Origin of the sequence: Sorangium sp. So ce1153 (genome assembly GCF_051521595.1) — a bacterium.
Lineage (GTDB): Bacteria > Myxococcota_A > Polyangia > Polyangiales > Polyangiaceae > Sorangium.
Map to the genome: position 1 here is coordinate 5,650,304 of NZ_CP150361.1, position 20,087 is coordinate 5,670,390.

General features: G+C 72.9%; 16 protein-coding genes. 7 read left to right on the top strand and 9 right to left on the bottom strand.

Going from position 1 to position 20,087, the window contains the following annotated elements:
- Positions 1–201: 201 nt before the first annotated feature.
- Positions 202–1,224, top strand: coding sequence for a phosphotransferase family protein (locus WME85_RS20080; RefSeq protein WP_437840286.1), 1,023 nt, complete (start codon positions 202–204; stop codon positions 1,222–1,224).
- On the opposite strand, the gene WME85_RS20085 is transcribed toward WME85_RS20080, so the two are convergent.
- Positions 1,193–1,840: a histidine phosphatase family protein gene (locus tag WME85_RS20085; protein ID WP_437840287.1), complete on the bottom strand. Its 648-nt coding sequence runs from the start codon at positions 1,838–1,840 to the stop codon at positions 1,193–1,195. The two genes, WME85_RS20080 and WME85_RS20085, sit on opposite strands and share 32 nt — an antisense overlap.
- Before the next feature lie 234 nt (positions 1,841–2,074).
- Between WME85_RS20085 and WME85_RS20090 the strand changes: the two genes are divergently transcribed.
- Genes WME85_RS20090 through WME85_RS20100 form a run of 3 tightly spaced genes read left to right on the top strand, consistent with a single transcriptional unit; the run spans position 2,075 to position 7,901 of the window.
- The gene (locus WME85_RS20090) at positions 2,075–3,850 is read left to right on the top strand and encodes a serine/threonine-protein kinase (RefSeq protein WP_437840289.1); all 1,776 of its coding nucleotides are present in this window, start codon (positions 2,075–2,077) and stop codon (positions 3,848–3,850) included.
- A 2-nt stretch (positions 3,851–3,852) separates the two neighbouring features.
- Positions 3,853–6,606 (top strand): FG-GAP repeat domain-containing protein, encoded by a 2,754-nt coding sequence (locus WME85_RS20095; RefSeq protein WP_437840290.1) that lies wholly within the window; start codon positions 3,853–3,855, stop codon positions 6,604–6,606.
- 35 nt (positions 6,607–6,641) lie between these two features.
- Complete coding sequence (locus WME85_RS20100) at positions 6,642–7,901, top strand: PEGA domain-containing protein (protein WP_437840292.1); 1,260 nt, start codon at positions 6,642–6,644, stop codon at positions 7,899–7,901.
- Positions 7,902–7,908: 7 nt separating this feature from the next.
- Here the strand turns inward: WME85_RS20100 and WME85_RS20105 are convergent, their stop codons facing one another.
- From WME85_RS20105 to WME85_RS20115, 3 genes are all read right to left on the bottom strand, one after another.
- Positions 7,909–9,267, bottom strand: a complete 1,359-nt coding sequence (locus tag WME85_RS20105; RefSeq protein WP_437840294.1) for a PQQ-dependent sugar dehydrogenase — start codon at positions 9,265–9,267, stop codon at positions 7,909–7,911.
- A gap of 199 nt (positions 9,268–9,466) precedes the next feature.
- A complete protein-coding gene (locus tag WME85_RS20110) occupies positions 9,467–9,976 on the bottom strand; it encodes an NADPH-dependent FMN reductase (protein WP_437840295.1) in 510 nt (169 codons plus the stop codon).
- A gap of 147 nt (positions 9,977–10,123) precedes the next feature.
- Positions 10,124–11,476: a hypothetical protein gene (locus WME85_RS20115; protein ID WP_437840297.1), complete on the bottom strand. Its 1,353-nt coding sequence runs from the start codon at positions 11,474–11,476 to the stop codon at positions 10,124–10,126.
- A 98-nt stretch (positions 11,477–11,574) separates the two neighbouring features.
- Between WME85_RS20115 and WME85_RS20120 the strand changes: the two genes are divergently transcribed.
- The gene (locus WME85_RS20120) at positions 11,575–12,570 is read left to right on the top strand and encodes a TetR/AcrR family transcriptional regulator (RefSeq protein ID WP_437840298.1); all 996 of its coding nucleotides are present in this window, start codon (positions 11,575–11,577) and stop codon (positions 12,568–12,570) included.
- Positions 12,571–12,986: 416 nt separating this feature from the next.
- Here the strand turns inward: WME85_RS20120 and WME85_RS20125 are convergent, their stop codons facing one another.
- The 3 genes from WME85_RS20125 to WME85_RS20135 all read right to left on the bottom strand — a co-directional run bounded on the left by WME85_RS20125 (position 12,987) and on the right by WME85_RS20135 (position 16,508).
- Entirely contained in the window at positions 12,987–14,060 is a 1,074-nt protein-coding gene (locus WME85_RS20125; protein ID WP_437840300.1) for a cyclase family protein, read from the bottom strand.
- Positions 14,061–14,262: 202 nt separating this feature from the next.
- Complete coding sequence (locus tag WME85_RS20130; RefSeq protein ID WP_437840301.1) at positions 14,263–15,546, bottom strand: PAS domain-containing protein; 1,284 nt, start codon at positions 15,544–15,546, stop codon at positions 14,263–14,265.
- 323 nt (positions 15,547–15,869) lie between these two features.
- Entirely contained in the window at positions 15,870–16,508 is a 639-nt protein-coding gene (locus tag WME85_RS20135; protein WP_437840303.1) for a hypothetical protein, read from the bottom strand.
- Positions 16,509–16,633: 125 nt separating this feature from the next.
- Here WME85_RS20135 and WME85_RS20140 point away from each other — a divergent pair, with 125 nt between their 5' ends.
- Entirely contained in the window at positions 16,634–17,107 is a 474-nt protein-coding gene (locus WME85_RS20140) for a hypothetical protein (protein ID WP_437840304.1), read from the top strand.
- 66 nt (positions 17,108–17,173) lie between these two features.
- Positions 17,174–17,755, top strand: coding sequence for an antibiotic biosynthesis monooxygenase family protein (locus WME85_RS20145; RefSeq protein WP_437840305.1), 582 nt, complete (start codon positions 17,174–17,176; stop codon positions 17,753–17,755).
- Between the two features lie 88 nt (positions 17,756–17,843).
- Here the strand turns inward: WME85_RS20145 and WME85_RS20150 are convergent, their stop codons facing one another.
- The gene (locus tag WME85_RS20150) at positions 17,844–18,254 is read right to left on the bottom strand and encodes a VOC family protein (RefSeq protein WP_437840307.1); all 411 of its coding nucleotides are present in this window, start codon (positions 18,252–18,254) and stop codon (positions 17,844–17,846) included.
- 107 nt (positions 18,255–18,361) lie between these two features.
- Positions 18,362–19,933, bottom strand: coding sequence for a nitric oxide reductase transcriptional regulator NorR (gene norR / locus WME85_RS20155; RefSeq protein WP_437840309.1), 1,572 nt, complete (start codon positions 19,931–19,933; stop codon positions 18,362–18,364).
- Positions 19,934–20,087 lie beyond the last annotated feature (154 nt).

Below are 20,087 nucleotides of genomic sequence, written 5' to 3' on the forward strand. Positions count from 1 at the left end.
ATCCAGCGCGAACGAGCGCGCCGGGCCGGGGGCGCTGCCGCGGAGACGGTGAGGTGCACGGCTGCGGACCGGCCGGGGGCCCCGCTGCGGAGGCGCCTGAGCGGTCGCTGCAAAGCGGAGCGGAAAGGAGGAGCGATCGATCCGACGCGCAGTGTGGAACGTGAGCTGGCCGCGATGCACCGTGGATCGGGGAGGTGACGGATGACGCGGGTTACCCTCGATCTCGCCGCGGTGGCGGCGTTCCTCGTCGCGCGGCACGGCGCTGCGCTCGGCGGCGCGGTCATCGACATCCGCCCGCTTCAGGGTGGGCTCTGCTCGGACGTCGCGCTGATCACCGCGCGATTGCGCGGCGGCGCGCGGCCGCGACGCGTCGCGCTGGTGGCCAAGGTCGTCGACGGCGCGCGGGAGGCGGCCGTGTACCGGAGGCTCTCGACGTCCGTCGCGCGGCGCTTCTCGCCCGAGCTGCTCGGAGCGCAGCGGCTCGGGCGCCGGCGCTGGCTGCTCTACCTGGAGAGGATCGTCCCGGCGCACCCCTGGCCGTGGACCGACAGCGCGCACACCGCCCGGGTGCTCGAGCAGCTGGCGCGCTTCCACGGGGAGACGGCGCCGGGCGCCGCCCTGCCGGCGTGGGACTACGAGGCAGAGAGCCTGGCCGCGGCGCGGGGCACCCTGTCGCTGGCCGAGCGGCTGCCCCGCGGCGAGGTCCCCGCGCTCGCCCGGGCGATGCCCGCCCTGCGGCGGGTGGTCGCGGCGCTGCCCGCGATGCGCCGCCAGCTCCTCGCGTTCCAGCCGCTCGGCACCGCCGTGATCCACGGGGACGTGCACCCGGGCAACGTCATGGTCCGCCGGCGCGACGGCGTCGCCGAGCCGGTGCTGCTCGACTGGGCGCGCGCGCGGGTCGGCTCGCCGCTCGAGGACGTGAGCTCGTGGCTCCAGGTCCTCGGCTACTGGGAGCCGGAGGCGAGGCGCCGCCACGACACGCTGCTCGCCGGCTACCTCGCGGCGCGCGGCCTCGCCCCCGCGCTCACCCGGCCGCTGCGCGACGCCTACTGGTTCGCGGCCGCGTCCAACGCGCTCGCGGGCGCGCTCGGGTACCACCTCTCGATCGCGAGCGACAGCAGCGCCGGCCAGCCCGGCGCCGCGTCCGACGCGCGCGCGGCGGCGGCCCGGAACGCGGCGGACTGGCTGCGCGTCATCCGCCGGGCCGACGCGTGCTGGCGCTGACGTGCTCGCGGTCGTCGAAGCGCAGCAAGACGCCGCGCTCGCCCTGCCACGAGACCGAGGTGAGGCTGGCGTTGCCCGGCCGGAACGGCTCCCAGCGGGCGGGCGGGACGCCGTGCAGCGCCCCGAGGATCTGGCCGATGACGCCCGCGTGCGTGACCACGAGCACGCGCTGCCCCGGGTGCGCTGCGGCGATGGAGCGGATCGCCGCGAGACAGCGGGCGCGGAGCTCGCGGTAGCTCTCCCCGCCGGGCCAGCGAAAATCGTCGTCGTCCTGGCGCAGGTTCGCTTCCCAGAGGGCGGCGTGGCGCGCCTTGACCTCCTCGATCGGCGCGCCATCGACGTCGCCGCAGGAGATCTCGCGCAGGCCGTCGTGCGGGCGCACCGGGCCCCACACGCCCGCCGCGATCCGCGCCGTCTCGAGCGCGCGGCTGAGCGGGCTCGCGTACACGGCGTCGAACGCCGGGCCCGCGGCGAGGCGGCGGCCCAGCGCCTCGGCCTCCTGCCTGCCCTGCGCGTCGAGCGGCGTGTCGGTCCACCCGCTCATCGGGGTCCCTGGACCCGCCCCGTTGCCGGCGGTGCGACCGTGGCGGACGAGGATCAAGAGGCAGGGTCGCATGGCTCGGGCGCGAGCAGGGCCGCTCGGCGCCAGCCTAGCGTGGGCTGGCGTGGGCGGCCGCCCCTCGAACGCCAGATCGCCCCTGCGCCGCGACGCGGATGAGCTCGGGCGCCCTCGCGGCCTCCGTCACCCGCGCGCCGGAGCACGTACCAGCGAGCGCGCGCACACCCGCAGGCGCGCTCCTCCGCTGCGCTGTTCATCGCCGGCCACGGCGCCTAGACTGGGCGACGGTCGATGGCCACCTGCTCCGTGTGTCGCGTAGCCTATCCGGACAACGTGGCGACCTGCCCGGAGCACGGCGGCGCGCTGCTGCCGGACGAGGCCTTCTCCGGCGACGACCTGGAGCTCCAGCCGGGCGCGATGATCGGCGAGTACCGCGTCGAGCGGATGCTCGGCGCGGGGACGTTCGGCGACGTCTACGCGGGGGAGCACCCGCTCATCGGCAAGCGGGTCGCGATCAAGGTCCTGAACCGGCGGTTCGCGTCCGATCCGACCGTCGTGTCGCGCTTCGTCGGCGAGGCGCGCGCGGTGAACCGCATCCGCCACCGCAACATCATCGACATCTTCTCCTTCGGCGTCATCGACGAGCGGCACTACTTCGTGATGGAGTTGCTCGACGGGCTGACCCTCGGCGCGCTGATCCGGCGCGAGGGGCGCCTCTCGCCGGGGCGCGCCGCGTCTCTGCTCGAGGGCATCGCCGACGCGCTCGACGCCGCGCACGCGGCGGGGATCACGCACCGCGATCTGAAGCCCGAGAACATCTTCGTCGCGACCGAGAAGGGCGGCCGCTACTTCCCCAAGCTGCTCGACTTCGGCGTGGCGAAGCTCGCGGACGAGGCCCTCGCCCACAAGACGGCCACGGGCGTCGCGGTCGGGACGCCCGCCTACATGTCGCCCGAGCAGGTCCGCGGAAAGGCCGTGGACCATCGCTCGGACATCTACGCCCTCGGCGTGATCGCCCACGAGATGCTCACGGGGACGCTGCTCTTCCAGGCCGACTCGGCGATGGACGTGATGATGATGCACCTCCTCAACGAGCCGCCGCGGGCGTCGAGCGTCTGCGCGGATCTCCCGCCGGAGCTCGACGCTCCGGTGCTGGCGATGCTCGCGAAGCGCGCCCAGGAACGGCCGCCGTCGGCCGGCGCGGCGGTGCAGGCGCTCGTCGAGCAGGTGCGCAAGCTCGGCCTCGGGGGGCTCGACGGCGCGGACGCGTCGCGGCCCCGGAGCGGCGACCGCGCCGTGTCCATCGGGCCGCGGCACATCAGCGCCGACGCGGCGACCGCCGCCGTCGCCGCCGACGCGGCGACCGCCGCCGTCGCCGCCGATGTGGCCACCGCCGCCGTCGCCGCCGACGTGGCGACCGCCGCCGTCGCCGCGCCAGACGCCGAGGCCGAGCCCGGGCGCGCCGGCCCCTCCGGCACGCTGCGCAGCCCTGGAGCGAGCGGCAGCGGGGCGGCGGGGCACACCGAGCCCATGCTGCCGGCGGCGCCGCGCGACGCGGACCCGGCGTCGGGCGCGGCGGGGCCCGCCGAGGTCGGCCGGACCGTGGCGCTCGCCCCGCTCCCTGACGCCCCCCTCGCCGCGCCCGCCCGGGCGCCGGCGACCGGGGCCCGCCGCGCCGCGGTGCTCGCGGCGCTGCTGCTGGGCGGCGCGGTGGCCGTGGCGCTCGCGTGGCCGCGCGCCGGCGGTGACGCCGTCTCGCCCCCGGCCACGCCAGCGGCCACGGCGCCCGGCGGTGCCGCCACGCCGGTGCCCGGCGGTGCTGCCACGCCGGCGCCCGGCGGGGCCGCCACGGGCCCGGGCGCCGCCGGCGTGCCGGCCGGCCAGGCGGAGGCGCCCGGCGAGGCCAGCGGGGCCGCCGGCGGGCTCGCGCAGGCGGCGCCGGCCGCCGCGACGGCCAGCGCCTCCTCCGCGCCGGCCGCGGGCTCGGGCACCCGGCCGAGCCGCCCGCGCAAGCACCACGCCGACCTGGAGAAGCCGGCGTTCGACAGCTTCGTCGGAGCACCCTGACCATGAAGCGAACGCACGGATGGTCGCTCGCGCTCGCGCTCGCGCTCGTGCTTGCGGCGGCGGGCTGCGCGAACCTCTCGCTCCTCGAGGAGGACGTGTGCGGCAACCGCGTCGTCGAGGAGCCGGACGAGGCCTGCGACGGGCAGGAAGGCTGCGGCGCGCCCGGGAGCGCGCACCAGTGCCGGTACCTCTGCGGCGCCGACGGGCTCGCGTGCCCCGACGGCTACGGGTGCGGCGCGGACGGCGTCTGCCGGCGCCCCAGCGGCGCGTTCGAGGAGCTGGCGACGCGCAGCACGGTCAACGCGATGGAGCTCTCGACCGGCGACATCAACGCCGACGGCTGCGACGAGCTCGTGCACACGACGCTCCAGGGCACCACGATCACGGCGTTTCCGGGCCAGGCGCCCGGCCTGTGCGCGCAGGCGGAGCAGGCGCTGCGGATCGCCCGCGCCACGTCCGAGGAGGAGACCTCGCCCGCGCCGCTGCTGCGCGACATGACCGGCGACGGCCAGCTCGACCTCGTCGTCCCCGGGCGGGGAGACGTGGTCGCCGCCCGGGGCGACGCGGCGAACGGCCTCTTCGTGTACTCCGCCTCCGAGAGCGTCACCATCACGCCCACGCTCTACTCGACCACGCGCCTCGACAGCGAGGCCGCGCGCCTCCTGTCGGTGCGGCTGCGCGGCCGCGACGCCGCCCTGATCTTCCTTGGAGACGCCGCGGCGATGGGCGGCGCGGGCAGCGGCGGCGGCGCCGGCTGCCCGTCGCCGTCCGGCGGCGGCCCAGGCCGAATCGCGGTGATGTCGGACCCGGGAATGATGCCGCAGACGCTCGCCGGGGAGGCGGTGAACCCCGTCGAGATCGCCGCCGTGGTCGCCGCCGATCTCGTCGAGGGCGCCGCCGGCAGCGACGCCTGCGACGAGGTGATCGTGGCGAGGAAGTGCGACGATCGGATCCGGATCCACGCCGTGTGCGGCCCCGGGGGCTCGTTCGAGCTCGCGGCCCTGCCCGAGGTGCAGCTCGGCGGCGGCGCGATGATCCGCGGCGCCAACGCCTCGATCGCCGTGCACGACCAGAACGGCGACGGCCAGCTCGACCTCATCGTGAACGCCTTTCGAGGCGACCTCGGCGAGATCCATGTCGCGTACGGCGTCGGCGGGGGCCGCTTCCACTCGACGCCGAGCGCGCCGCCCGACGGCGTGCCCGACCAGCGCACCGGCGCCCTCTCGCTGGGCGACGCGGACCTCGAGGCAGCGCTCGCCGACCTGGACCGGATCTTCGTCGCCGGCGATTTCGACGCCTCCCGCCCGGGCCCCGAGCTCGTGCCGCTGGACTGCCCTTCGAACGCGACGTTGTTCCAGTCGCCGGTCTGCGGCCGCATCGAGGGAGGGTGTGAGGCGGTCGCCGCGGACGTGAACGCCGACGGTCACCTCGACATCGTCGCGACGGCGGCGCAGCTCCCCGACATCGCGATCCACACCGGGGCGTCGGACGGCACCTTTTACCCGCAGCGCATCGCGACGCGGTGCCCGCCTCACTACCTCGCCGTCGCTGACGTCGATGGCGACCGGGTGAACGACATCGCCTACTTCGATCAGCAGGCGCGGCCGTCGCCTCCGCAGCCGTGGACCCTCCTCGACGTCGCCTATGGCAACGCCTTCTCCGCCCCGTCCCCGCCGACCGGGCACGGCCGCCTCGACCTGGCCGCCGGACTCGTCGCGGGGCGGGTCATCGAGGGGACGACGGGCGCCCAGCTCGTCGCCGTGCGCGGTCTCCCGCGCGGGATGGAGGGGGCGCCCGGCTCCGGGCTCGCGCTCATCGAGGGGGACAGCGAGCGCCTCATCCGCGCGCCTTTCTACTTCCCCGTGCCCGGCGACATGGCCCCGGATCCGCCTCCGGGCGGGGGCGCGTCGAGCTCCATCCTGCCCGTGCGCCTGCTGGGCGTCGCGGGCGGGATGTTCGCGGCGGGGGACGGCGGCGGCGCGGTGCAGAGCCTCGCCGCGATCACGGAGCACATCGCCTCCGGGCCCGCTCCTGCGCCGGAGGGCACGCAGCTCTGGCTGATCACGGGCTCGCCCGAGGGCGACAACCTCGCCCCCGCGGCTTCCGGCCGGCCCGGCGAGGGGTCGCCGCCGTGCGAAGCGTGCGTGCTCGCGCCGATCGACACGGATGGCGATGGCCGCGACGAGCTCGTGTGGCTCGACGACGGCGAGCTCGCCGTTTACGGGGCGGACGGCAGGACGCTCGTCGAGCGGTTCCGGCAGCAGACGGCGCACCGCTTCAAGGCGGTCGTGGAGCGCGCGAGCCCGCCGAAGTACGCGCCGCGACCGCTCGTCGCGGATCTGGACGGCGACGGGCAGCAGGATCTCCTCGCCCGCGCGGACACCGGGAAGATCATCGCCTTCTGGGGTCGCGCCGGCGGCGGCTTCGACGAGGCGGAGCTCGCCGCGCCGGAGCCGCCCTGCGACGGCGACGATGCCTGCGTGGGCCTCTCCGTGGCGCTGCTCAACGCCGACGCCGACGCCGCCCTCGAGGTCGCCGTGGCCGGGCCCGGGCGGCTCGACCTGTACGACCTCGACGCCGGCGCGCGGCAGCTCCGCGCTCTCGGCGCCCCGTTCCCGGGCCCGCCGCCGGACGCCACCAGCGATCTCGTCGCCCTCGACGCGGCCGACTTCGACGGCGATGGCGTCGACGATCTCGCCGTGGCGATGAGCTCCGCCTTCCTGAAGGTGTTCCGCGGCGCGCCGGTGCTGCAATGAGGGCGGCGGCTCGTTCCCTGGTCCTCTGGGCTTGCGTGACCCTCGCCGCGGCGCACGCGGCGCCCGCCGCGGCCCTGGCCGACGCGCGCCGCGCGCCCGAGCAGGCGGCGCGGGCCGAGGCCTTCTTCAACGCCGGCGCGCAGGCGTACGACGCGGGCCAGTACCAGGTCGCCGCGGAGGCGTTCCTGGAGGCGCACGAGCTCGTGCCGAGCCCGGCGCTGCTCTTCTCGGCGGCGCAGGCGTTCCGGCGGCAGTACCTCACGCAGGCGGCGCCGGACGCGCTGCGCCGCGCGGTCGCGCTCTACCGCGAGTACCTGCGCGCCGATCCGAAGGCAGCGCGCCGCGAGGAGGCGGTCGACGCGCTGGAGGCGCTCGTCCCGCTGGAGGCGCGCCTCGCCGGCGAGGGGGTCGCGATCGCTGTCGAGGGGGCCGCGCCAGGGGCGGCTTCCGCGGCCGGGCGCGGTGACGCCGCGGCCGCGAGCCCGCCGGCGGGCGGCACGCGGCTGCTCCTTTCCTCGCGGGCCGAGGGCGCCCGGGTGTCGGTCGATGGCCAGCCGTTCGTCCCGGCGCCGCTCGTGGCGCCGGTCGCCCCTGGCCCGCACCGCGTGCGCGTGCAGGCGACCGGGCATTACGAGGAGGAGCTCACGGTGGTCGCGGTCTCTGGCGAGCTGATGCCGGCGCACGTCGTGCTGCGACCCAAGCCGGCGCAGCTGCACGTGACCGGCACGGGCGGCGCGCGGGTCGCGGTCGACGGGCAGGAGCGGGCGACGGTGCCGACGGCGGCCCCGATCGCGGTGGAGCCGGGCGCGCACGTCGTCGAGGTCTCGCTGCCAGGGCACCAGGTTTACCGGCAGGAGATCCGGGTGGCGCGCGAGCAGACGGTCCGGTTCGACGCCGATCTCCGCATGACGCCCCGGCGCATCGCGGCGTGGGCGGTGCTCGGCGTCGGGGCGGCGGGCGTCGTCGCGACCGGCGCGCTCGCGGGGCTCGCCTTCGCGCGCCAGGGCGAGGCGGTGGAGCTGCGGGACAGGCAGGACGCGAGCTCGCTCACGCCGTCGGAGCGGGATCGCTACAACGCCGCCGTGAACGCGCGCGGCCGGCTCGGCGCGGCGGCGGCCATCGCGGGCGGCGTGTCGTTCGCGGCGTTCGCCGTGGGCTTCCGGCTCTTCGCCTTCGACGAGCCGACGCTCTCGGGCGCGCCCGCCGCGCCGGCGCCGCCCGAGAAGGCTCCCGGCGGCGCGGGGGCCGAGTTCACGGTCGGGCTCCTGTCGGCGGGCGTGCGCGGGCGGTTCTGAGGGCGCCTCACTTGCCGTAGGCCACGCGCCACACGGTGTTGCTCTGGTCGTCGGTCACCAGCAGCGCGCCGTCCTTGGCCACGGCGACGCCGACAGGACGACCCCACACGTCGCCCGTATTCGTGACGAAGCCGGTCATGAAGTCCTCGTAATGGCCCGCCGCCTTGCCGTCCTTGACCGGGATGCGGATCACCTTGTATCCGGTGCGCCGCGAGCGGTTCCACGAGCCGTGCTCCGCGGCGAAGATGTGGCCCTGGTAGTCGGCCGGGAACTGCTGGCCCGTGTAGAAGCAGAGGTCGAGGGACGCCGAGTGCGACTGGAGCAGCACGTCGGGCACGATCACCTTGTCTCTCAGCTCGGGGTGCTTGCCCTCGTGGCGCGGATCCTGGCGCGGGCCGAGGTAGTACCAGGGCCAGCCGTAGAAGCCGCCTTCTTGCACGCGCGTCACGTAATCGGGGACCAGGTTGTCGCCCAGCTCGTCGCGTTCGTTCACGCTGGTCCAGAGCGCGCCCGTCGCCGGCTCGATGGCCAGGCCGACCGGATTGCGGATGCCGGACGCATACAGCGTCTCGCTCTTGCCGTCGGGCGTGAAGGCCAGGATGCAGGCGCGGCGGTGCTCGTCCTCGTCGTCGTCGACGTTGGAGCGGGAGCCCACGGACACGAACATCCGCTGGTTGTCCTTGCTGAAGGCGATATCGCGGGTCCAGTGGCCGCCGCCGCCCACCGCCTCCTTGCCCGAGGGGATATTGGTGACGAGCGGCTCGGCCGGCCCGCTGGCCTTGGTGTCCCCCGCCTTGTACGGGAACCGCACCACGCTGTCGGTGTTGGCCACATAGACGTGCGTCGGCGCGTCGGTGCCGGTCGGATAGAAGGCGATGCCGAAGGGGCGTTTGAGGTCCTCGGCGTAGACGCTGCGAACGTCGGCCTTTCCGTCGCCGTCCGTGTCCCTGAGCACCGCCACCCGGTCCGCGCCGCTCTCGGCCACGAACACATCGCCGTTGGGCGCCACCTGCACCACGCGGGGCTCCTCCAGGCCTGTGGCGAGCTCGGTGACGGCGAATCCCGATGGCACTTTGGGGAACATCCCCGGTTGACGATCTGCCTTGCTCGGCCTGTTGGTCACCGATTCCTCCTCGTTGGGCGGGGGGAGATCGGCGACGGTGATCTTGCGCTTGACGCCCGGCGCGTCCGTGCTCCAGTCGCCCAGCGCATCGGCGCCGGTGAGGATCCTGTCGGTGGGCGCTGGCTGCGGTGTCGTGACCTCGGCGCGCTTGGGCGAGCACGCGGCGGGCGCGCCCGCGCCGGCCAGGAGCACCAGGGCGACCCCGTGCCGGGCCCACCTGCGGTCAGATCTTCCGTTGTCCATTGACTCTAGTTGGCATTGAGATCCTCCTCTGTCCACGGATCTCTGTCCACGGCGCGGCTCGACCGATGAGCCCGCCAATCTCCTCGCCTTGCATGGGACGCTGTCCCATCAATGCCTCAGCCGGGCGTCCCCGGGAGCTCGGCCTCGCCGGCGGCAGGGCGGCGGCGCGGACATCGTTGCTCCGGTCTGCTTCAGGGGTTCACGGCTCGCTCGTCGGCCCGGCGCGCGCGGCGTCGATGAGGGCGCCGAGGAGCGCCGCGAGCTCGCGCTCGAACGACGGCCCCCGCGCGATGGGCTCGCCGCCGACGACCCTGGCGCTCACGGCGCCGAGCGTGCCTCGCAGCGCCTGCAAGCCGAGGCGCCCGCGCTCGGGGCTGACCGTCGCGGCCGTGACGCCGACGACCTTGCGCTCGAGCTCGCCGGTGCCGATCACCCAGTCGATCGCGTTCTTGAGGGCGCCCGGCAAGCTGTGGCCGTACTCGGGCGAGGCGATCAGCAGCGCGTCGCTCGCCGCGATGGCGCGCCGCCACTCACTGACGGCCGGAGGCGCGCCGCTCGCCTCGAGATCCGGGTTGAAGAGGGGCAGCTCGCGGATACCGTCGTACAGGACGAGCTCGACCCCTTCGGGGGCCATGGCTCTGGCCGTGTGGAGCAGCGTCAGGTTCGATGATCTCGCTTGAAGGCTCCCGCAGATGCCGAGTATCCGCACCGGCTGACACTACACGGGGCGCGGGGGGAGTTCAAACCAGGATGCCTGCTCCGTCGGAGTCATGCCAGGCCGTGTCAGACGCGTCATCGATCTCACGCTCAAGCGTGGGCGACCGCGGGGACCGCGGGCGAGGCGGCGGTCACGACGTCACGGCGTCATCGGCAGCGCGACCAGGATGTTCATGTTGCACATCTCGTTCTGCGTGCCCCACCCTGGCAGCACGGGGGCCTCGGCGTCGCGCGTGTCGAAGGTGCATGTCACCGCGACCGAGGAGCCCGGGTCGAGCAGCGGCGGCGTGCGGTACCAGTACACGTTTTGCCAGTGGACGTCCCAGTCGTCCACGCGCGCGATGCAGCTCTCCTGCGCCCCCGACGCCACGCGCAGGTCGAAGGTGCGCCCGCGCTCGTGCATGTGCGGCATCACGCCGAGCACCTCGATCGGGGGCAGCGCCGGGTCGAGCGCGAGCTCCGCCCGCGTCCTGCGCCACGTATAGGCGGCGTCCTGCTGCCCGGGCGGCAGCGTGTCCGGCCCCTCGGGCTCGAAGAGGGTCGTGAGGAAGCCGTCGTCCCCGACGAACACGGCGCGCCGCTCCACGGTGTCCTCATAGCGGAGCCGCATGCGCGTCGAGTCCTCGGCCGCGGCGTCCGCGTGGTCATGCAGGTTGTAATGCACCTGGACGACGAAATGGTCCTTCGAGGCGACCGGCGCCCCGGTGCCGCCGGGGAACTCGACAACGTCCTGCCCGGGCGCCCAGGCGAACAGCGGCTGGAACGGCATCTCGTCGGCCGGGCTGCCGAAGCACTCCCAGCCGGGTCGGTCTGGCGAGGCGCCGTCGAGCTCCGTCATCACATCCTGGTTCGTCTTGCCCTCCACCAGCGACGCCTCCGAGGGAGTCACCCGAAAGACGGTGACGTGATGAACGATGGACCGGACCCCGGGAGTCACCTGATATCCGGTGATGAAGCGGTCCGCCTCGATGCCCGGGTCCACCTGGAAGCACCGCCACTCGTCGTGCGCCGCGAGGGGATTGGCGGGGTCGACCACAGGGGTGATCGGCGGCGTCGCGTAGTCGACCCCGCCCTCCAGCGTGGGCACGGGCGGGGCGGGCGGCGCGCCCGCGCGGTCTCCCTCGGCGCGCGCCCCGGTCGCCCAGCGATGGATGATGTCGAGCTCCTCGGCGGTGAGCGTCGCCTCGTCCTTGAAGTCGCCGCACGAGCCGTCGTGCGCCACGAGGAACGGGGGCATATGGCCGCCCTGCACGGCGTCGTCGATCGCGCCGGCGCGCGCCTTCGCCGAGATGTAGTCGTCCAGGCGGAAGGGCGCGAGCCCGCCCTCCTGATGACACGCGGTGCACCTGGACGTGGTTATCGGCGCGACGTCCTGCCAGAACGTGGGCTCCGGCGTCGGCTCCCGCTCCTGCACCGCGCATCCGAGCGAGAGCGCGAGCGGCACGACGGCCGAGAGGCCGCGCGCGTGGAGGGGCATGGTCGTCGTTCGCATCGATCGAATCGATCGCGTCGGGTCGTGCTGCTTCAAGCGGACCTCCCTGAAATGTGTATAACGTACACATTTGTGTATGTGGTATACGCAGTCGAGGGATGGCTGTCAAACCGCCGAGGCGTCGGAAAACGGCGACGGAGTACAGCGGCGGCGGCGACGCCGTGCGCAGCCTGGAGCTCATGTGGGGGGCCAGGAAGCGGACGAACCGGGGGCCCAGGCCTGGCCTGAGCGTCGATCAGATCGTGCGGGCCGCGATCGAGCTCGCCGACGGCGAGGGGCTCTCGGCGCTGTCGATGCAGCGGGTCGCCGGGAAGCTCGGGTTCACCACGATGTCGCTCTACCGGTACGTGCCGAGCAAGGCCGAGCTCCTGGATCTCATGCTGGACACCGTCGCGGGGGAGCTACCCCTGGTCGACGGCGTCCCCGGGGGATGGCGGGCCAAGCTCGAGGCGTCGGCGCTCGCGGACTGGGCGCTCTACCACCGCCACCCGTGGTTCTTGCACGTGACGCCGGTGCGCCCCGTGATGGGGCCGAACGGGATGGCGGCGTACGACGCGGAGCTCCGCGCGGTCTGCGGGATCGGCCTCAGCGACCGCGAGGTGATCGCCGCCGTCCACCTCGTCGACGGGTACGTCCGCGGCGCGGCGAGGCTCACGGTGGACGCGGCCGAGGCCGAGCGGGAGACCGGCGTCACCGACGAGCAGTGGTGGTCCGAGCGCGAGTACTTCTGGGACAAGCTCTTCGACCCGGAGCGCCTCCCGACGATGGCGAAGTTGATGCGCTCGGGCGCCTTCGACGAGCACCCCTTCACGGAGGAGGTGTTCCTGTTCGGCCTGCAGCGCGTGCTCGAGGGCATCGAGGCGCTCGTCCGAGCGCGCTCCGGCCACCGTGACGAAACTTGTGACGAAACGGGGGCTCGGGCGCGTGAGCGTGACGAAACTCCCGGCGGCACCCCTCGGCGTGAGGATCGGCCGACGTGCGCGCAGTGCGGCGGCGAGATCGCCCAGCCTGCCACGGGGCGGCCGCGGGCTTACTGCTCACGGGCCTGCCAGCAGCGCGCTTACCGGGCGCGCAACGCGCCCGACGGGCGGTGATCGCTGCACCTCTGCGCGCCCGCGCTCGCGGCGAACGTGGGTGACCTCAGGATTCGTCCTGGATGGGATGAGGCAGCGCCGAACGGCGCCCGAGACCTCCATGGCCACCGTCGGACGAAACCATCATCACCCAGAAGAGGCTGCCGACTCATGCCATCGATGATACCTGTTCGTTCGAGAGACAAGTAGATCTGGCCAGGCGCAATGGTCCGCGCCTGGAAAGTTGCCTGAAGGAAATAAGCGATGAGCTGCATTTGTCTGCTACGCCAGATGTACAGGAGGTAGACCGAGATCATCCAATCTGGCAAGCGGGCTTCAAATCGTTCGTGAATCCCGAAATTCTCGAGCGGGAATTCCGGTCGGCGAGCGCTTCGGAAATGGCGGCAGCGGCGCCGGCAGCGGCGCCGCCGATCCGCTCACCGGATCGCGAGCGGGATCCCGGGCGATCCGGACGCGCCCCGGAGGGGCAGCGGGCTGTAGACGTAGAAGAACTCGTACGGGCTCTTGTGGCCGTGCCGTCGCTCCTCGAGCTCGGCGGCCAGATCCGCGGCCAGCTCCGAGAGCACCATCGCCTCGTGCATGAAGATTCCGCTCTTCACCAGCAGGTGATGGTGCACCGGGAAGACCACGCCCGGCGCGACCGGAGGCTTCGGCGGGCTGACCTCGACGCCGAAGTTGTCCGAGCCGACGCAGGCGATTCCCTTCGAGGAGAGCCACTTCGCGACCTCGAGCCCGATCCCCGGCTGGGCCAGCCCCACGCCCGGCTGCGTGTAATACCCCTCGGTGCCGAGCTCCCAGTTCTCCTCCCAGCCCGTGAAGATCAGCACGACGTCGCCGGCGCCGATGTCGCCCGCGTCCATCTTCTGCGCGCGCAGCGTCTTCATCACCATGGACAGCGTGATCTCCTGGCCCCACGCGAGCGTCTCCCCGCCGTTCGCGTGGCGCTTGACGTCGAGGAGCACGCCGCGCGTGACGAGGGGCTTCACGTGCTCGACGCCGAGGTGCGCGAGCCCGTCTTCGGTGATGACCTCGGCGCCCGTGAACTGGTTGTAGAACAGCGCGTCGGCCGGGTCCGAGCTCCCGGGCGGGATGTAACCGAAATGGCCGAGCGCGTCGAACTGCGTCCCCATCTGGCCGAACTCCCCGTGCATCACCTCGGAGTTCGTGACCTGCTGCTGGATCAGCGAGATCGGCCCGGGCTCCACGGAGAGCCCCTGGTTGCCGGGGAACGTCGCCATCTCCGGCTCGTAGACGTGGCCCAGGCGATAGACCTTGCCCTTCTTGATCAGGCCCCTGCCCTCGAGGACCTTGGCGGGCGTCTGCGTGTTGGAGGCGCCCGCCTCGTCGTCAGGCCCCCACGGCGAGGGACCCGGCAATGGATCGTACCCCTCCAGCATCGGCACGCCGCGGGCCAGCGCCGCGCCTCCGATCAGGCTGACGGCCATGGTCACCACGATCGCGCCCCGAAACGGCATCACTCCAGGCTTCATCGACAACCTCCTGGGCTACATCGCACGTTGTACCGACAGCGCCCCGCACGCCCGTCACGGGCGCGGACGCATGTCATCAACATCGTACACCGTCAGGGCCGCCAGAGAACCGCTCACCCGCGGCGTTCGCGTGCTCCGCCGACGCCGTGGAGGACTTGTGCACACGCGCGACCACCCGGCCTCCCGGCGGGAGCGCGCTCGGTCAAAAGCGGCTCCGGCGTCCGAGCGCGTAGGCGATGCCGCTCTCCAGGGTCGCTTTGGTCACGACGCCGCTCAGATCGGCGCCCATCGTCGTGAGCGTCTGCGCGATCTGCGGCCTGATCCCGGTGAGCACGACCCGGGTACCGAGCAGCCCCGCGGCCCGGGCCGCGTCGACGAGGGACTGCGCCACCCGCGCGTCGACGTCCTTCACCCCGGTAATGTCGAGGATCGCGATCTTGGCCTTCCGGGCGGCGATCCCTTCCAGCAGCGTCGTCAGGATCTGCTCGGCGCGCGCGGGGTCGACGCTTCCGACGATGGGCATCGCGACGACGCCGCGCGCCAGGGGCAAGAGCGGCGTGATGAGCTCCTGGATCGTCGCCTGCTGCATCTCGATGAGCTGCCGCTGCATCTCCGCGCGCTCGGCCTCGGCCTGCTTGGTCCGGCTGATGTCTACCGAGACCGTCCCGACCGCGTAGATCTTCCCCTCGGCGTCGCGGATGGGGAACTTGGTCGACAGGTAGTCGCGCGGACCGTCGGGATAGACGAGCACGTGCTCGGAGGCCCCCGACCGCCCGGAGGCCGCGGTCTCTTCATTGGCCTTTCGTATCGAGGCGGACGCCGCCGGCGGGAGGAGGTCGTAGACGACCTTTCCGAGCAATTCCTCGCGGCTCATCCGGTAAAAGGACTCGATTTCGCGGTTCACGAGCAGGAGCCGGCCCGCGGCGTCCACCGCGACCATCATCGACGGCGTGTATTCGAGGAAAGCATGGAGCAGGCTCTCGCTCCTCTCGAGCAGCTGCTCCGTATGCTTGCGCGCGGTGATGTCGTGCGCCGATCCCAGCATCCGGCGCCCCGATCCCTCCAGATCGCGGCCGATCGCGACGCCTCGCTCGAGGAACCAGCGAAAGCCGCCGTCGCGATCCCGCGCGCGGTACTCCACCGTCGCCTGCTCCCCGCCCTCCGAGGCGGCCAGGCGAGCCCGGTACTCCTCGATGCGACCGATATCGTCCGGATGGACGATCGAGGAGAGGCCGTCGGCGCGGGGCGGGCCCGCCGCCGCGCCGTCGCGCCCTCCGGCGAGCTCGGCGAGCTCCCGGTTCCAGTAGATGTACCGCCGCTCATCGAGATCGAGCACGTAAACGAGGCTGGGCAGCGCGTCGAGCACGCGCTCCGGGAGGCTGCGGCCGGCCTCTTCCAGCTCGGCGTTGCGCGAGCGCAGGCGCTGCACTTCCTTCCGCAACGCGTCCACCTCCGCCTCGAGCGCCTCGGTCTTCTGCTCGTCCATCGCGTCAGCGGGCGATTTTACGCCAACCTGGTGCTAACGTGGATCACAATTTTCCTATGGATCCAGGTTTCATGTGAGCGGCGATGGCCCGCATGGGCGAGCGTGTCGGCGGCGGACCATCACGGCGAAACGACGAGCGCAGCGCCGCGGCGAGCTGCTCGCGATGCTCGCCGGCATCCTCTCCGACCTCGCCGGTCGTCACGCGCGCAGACGCGCCTGGCGCGGCGTGCAGGCCAGGAGCCCCCACGCGCGCACTTGGGTGCGCGAGAACCTGTCGGCGTTCGGCGGAGCGCCGGGCGCTGTGTGATGAGACGGGCGGCGGCTCAGAATGCGCCGACGAGGGTGAGCCCGCCGAACCCGTGTCCCACGACGGGCTGGAGCTTCAGCCGCGCGGGCTCGCTCGCGGCTGCCCCGGCTTCGACCGGGGACAGCTCGAGGAAGCCCGCGAGCGCCTGGTTGTACCGGGCCGCCATGTCCTCCGCCTCGTCCGCCGGCACGACGGGGCTGCGGATGAACCTGCTGGTCACCTGCGCCGCGAACCCGCCGGCCGCCACGCCGGCGCCGATGGCCGCCTCCGCGCCGAACCCCGAGCTGTACATCCCGTGAACGAAGAGGAAACCACCGCCCAGCGTCAGCGCGAAGCTCCCCCAGAAGAGGGTCCCCTTGATCAGCTGTCGCCGGTCCTGCTCCTCGGCCAGGTCCGGCCGCCCGAGGTGCGTGAAGAAATCCTCATACGACATGGCCCAGCGGTACTTTCCCCGGACGGGGCGCCACCAGGTCGACGGCGACGACCTCCGGACGACGCCGAGGGCATTGAGATCGTACGTCGCTTCGAGATCGCTCCCTTGCTCCAGCGCGGGAGCAGAGAACGACGGGTGAATCGGCTCCACCGCGCCTGCTTCCCGGCCGAGGAGCAGAGCGGCGAAGAGAGCAAAATGGCCGACGAAGCAAGGCAATCGCATGTTTCCGTCTCCGGTTCGAGGCCCCGAGATCGCGCGCACTCTATTCGAAGACGGCCGCGCGTGCACCCGCATTGCGCAGTGGAGCGGCTGGACGGCCGACGACGCCCCATGGCAGCATGGCTCGTATGCGAGACGCAACCCCGGCGGCGCGCGGTCGCGCCCTCTTGCTCCTCATGCTTCCTTTGCTGGCCGCTTGCTCGACGACGCTCCTCAACCAGCGGATCGAGCGGCGCGGCGGCGGCTGGACGATCGCGCTGCTGAAGCTGACCGATGGCCCCAACGACTACGGCTGGGGCGGCATGATGAGGTACGTGCCCGCCGACGACGAGCGGTTCCTCTGGGCGAGGATCGAGTTGCGTAACGATTCAAGCGCTCCGCAAAAATTCAACTACGATCGGTGCGACCTGGACCTCGGCGACTCTCGGGTGCTCCCGGGCGTGATAGACCACGATTACTTCATTCACGGGCCGGCCCCTGACGTCGAGGAGTTCAAGCCTGGCGAGACCGTCACGCGGATGCTCATCTTCAGCTACCCGGAGGACCAGTTTCCGACCCGGTTCTCCTGCGGTGACGTCACCATGCCGCTGCCGCGCTTCTGAGGTCCGTGTCAATTTTGTGTCGATGAGGAGTCGCCCGGCCGCGACGTTCTCGTGCATGATCGGCCCATGAACAAGACCGCTCGACCAGAGGGCGCGCCCAGCGGCACCTCGCGCCGCGTCCCTCTCGCCCTTGTCGCGCTGCTCGCCGCGTGTGCCCTGCTCGGCTGCACTTCCAGCATGGAGCAGGCGCCGCCAGCCACCCCGGATCCCGCTGTCGCGCCCGCCACCGCGCAGCCCGCCGCGGCCCCCACGGCGCCTCCCGTCGCAGCGCCCACGGCGCCTCCCGTAAACCCTTCGACATCCGCGGCCGCGCCGTCATCGTGCGCCGCGCGCATCGCGCGCGTGTGGCACGGCCGCACGCGCAACGACAAGGCCGACGAATACACGGCCTATATCTCCAGCGCGCTACCCAAGTTCCGCGCCATCCCGGGGAACCTCGGTTATCAGTTGATGCGCGAGACCGTGGGCGCGGAGACGCACTTCATGGTGATCAGCTACTGGAGGTCGCGCGACGACATCCGCGCGTATGCGGGCGATGACATCCGCAAGACGCGCCACCTCCCGCGCGACGCCGAGCTCCTGATCGACCCCGAGCAGGCCGTGATGAACTACGACCTCGCGGTGATCAACCTCGACTGTCCCAGGTGAGCAGCCACGGGCCGCGCGCTCGCCCCACGGCCCCCCGGGCGCTGGCGCGACGGCCCGCCGCGATCCCGGCGCGGCCGCCCCGCCGGGGCTACCAGTCCGCCTCGATCACCCCGCCGGTGTGCTGCGTGCTCGTCGGCGTGTACTGGTGCACCTCGAACTTGTTGCCGTCGGGGTCAGCGAGCCAGATCTGGTAGGTGTTGTCGCAGCCGAGCTTCTTCTCGGTGAAGGGGACTCCGCGGCTCCTCAGCGTCGCCATCACGGCGTCCATGTCCTCGGTCTCGAGGCAGAAGTGGGCGATGCCTGTGTTGACCACCTCGCCGAGGTTGCGATCCTCGAACATCTCGACGTAGTTGCCGTCGGCGATCTCCAGGTAGGCCCCGAAGGGCGCGCCCTCGCGCGTGAAGCGGAACTTGGTGGTGAACCCGAGCTTGCCGTAGAAGTCGACCGAGCGCTGCAGATCTCTCACGTTGAGACATACGTGCGCGATGCGTTTGAACATGGGGAGAGCCTCCGTCGACGGCGCCGGGGGAGGGGAGCGGCGCGCGCGCGAAGATACCTCACCTCGCGGCCCCGGCGCGACGGCGGACGCGCGCGCCGCGCGCCGCGTCAGCGGAGCCCGAGCCGCTTCGCGAGGTGGTGCATGTTGCTGCGGTGCATCCCGAGCGAGCGCGCCGCGGCGGCCCAGTTGCCCTCGTGCCGCGCCACGGCCTCCCGGATGAGGCCGCGCTGGAAGGCGTCGACCTGCTCGTTGAGCGGCGCCTGCTCCTGCGCCCCGCCGGCCCGCGCGGGCGGCGCCTGCTCCTGCGCCGCGCCGCCGCCCCGCCCAGGCGCCGCCGCGCCGGGGAGGCCCGCGCCGACGTGGTCCGGCTCGAGCAGCACGGGCGCCCCGCGCGGGACGCCCCGCGACGCCTGCAGCACCATCCGGAACAGCGTGTTCTCCAGCTCGCGCACGTTCCCCGGCCACGCGCTGCGCATCAGCAGCGCGCGCGCGGCCGGCGTCAGGCGCACCGGCCCGAGGCCGAGCCGGGCGCGCGCCGCGTCGCAGAAATGCCCGGCGAGCAGCGGGATATCGCTCCTCCGCTCGCGCAGCGGCGGCACGGCGAGGCGGTAGACGTTGAGCCGGTGGAACAGGTCGGCCCGGAAGCGCCCCTCCGCGACCTCCCTCTCGATCTCGCGGTTCGTCGCCGCGATGACGCGGACGTCGACGCGCAGCGACCTGTCGGCGCCGACCCGCTGCACCTCGCCCTCCTGCAACGCGCGCAGCAGCTTCGGCTGGATCGACAGCGGCAGCTCGCCGATCTCGTCGAGGAACAGCGTGCCCCTGTCGGCGACCTCGAGCTTGCCGGGCCGGTTGTGCTCCGCCCCGGTGAAGGCCCCGCGCACGTGGCCGAACAGCTCGCTCTCCGCCACCGACTCGGGCAGCGCCGCGCAGTTCACGTGGAGCAGCGGCTCGCGCCGCCGCGCCGACGCCGCGTGGACGGCGCGCGCCACGAGCTCCTTGCCCGCGCCCGTCTCTCCCGTGATCAGCACCGTGAGATCCGACGGCCCCACGAGCGCGATCTCGTCCCGCAGCCTCTGCATCGCCGGGCTCGTCCCGAGCAGGCCGGCGCCCCGCTCGCGCTCCGCGGCCCGCCGCAGGTCGTCGGCGACCAGGCCGAGCCGCTCGGCGCTGTGCTCGAGCGCGTCGATGAGCTGGCTCGTGCGCACCGCCGCGCCCGCCAGCGCGCCCACCCACGAGAGCGTCGTCTCATCGACCCCCTCGAAGGCGCGCGGGTCGAGGGCGTCCGCGGTGAGCAGCCCGAGGAGCTTGCCCTCGACGCGCAGCGGGCAGCCGAGGCAGGCGTGGACGTGCGCGAGCGAGGTCGCGTCCGACGCGAGCAGCCCGTCGAAGGGATCCGGAAGATCGGTGTCCGGCGGGAACCGCACCGGCGCCTCGGCATGGCAGAGGATGTCGAGCCGCGGGTGCGCCCGGGCGCAAAACGTGCGCCCCAGCGCCTCCGGCGCGAGCCCGTGCGCCGCGAGCGGCACCAGCACGCCGTCGTCGTACCGCATCAGGCACGCCGCATCGCACGGCACCATCTGCCGCACCGCCTCCAGCAGGCGCCGGTAGCGATCCTCGGCCCCCAGCGACGTCGTGAGATCCAGCGCCACCGACAGCAGCGCCTCCAGGTTGGGCATGTTGTCGAATGTACAACGCTGTTGTGGATTCGACAACGGGCGCGTGTTGTTGAAAGCGCAACATCAGCCGTCTGGGTCCGCGAAACGAAGGGCTCGAGGGGATCGGCACGCCGCCTGCTTTACGGCCTGGCGTCACGACCGGAGCCCCCGGAGC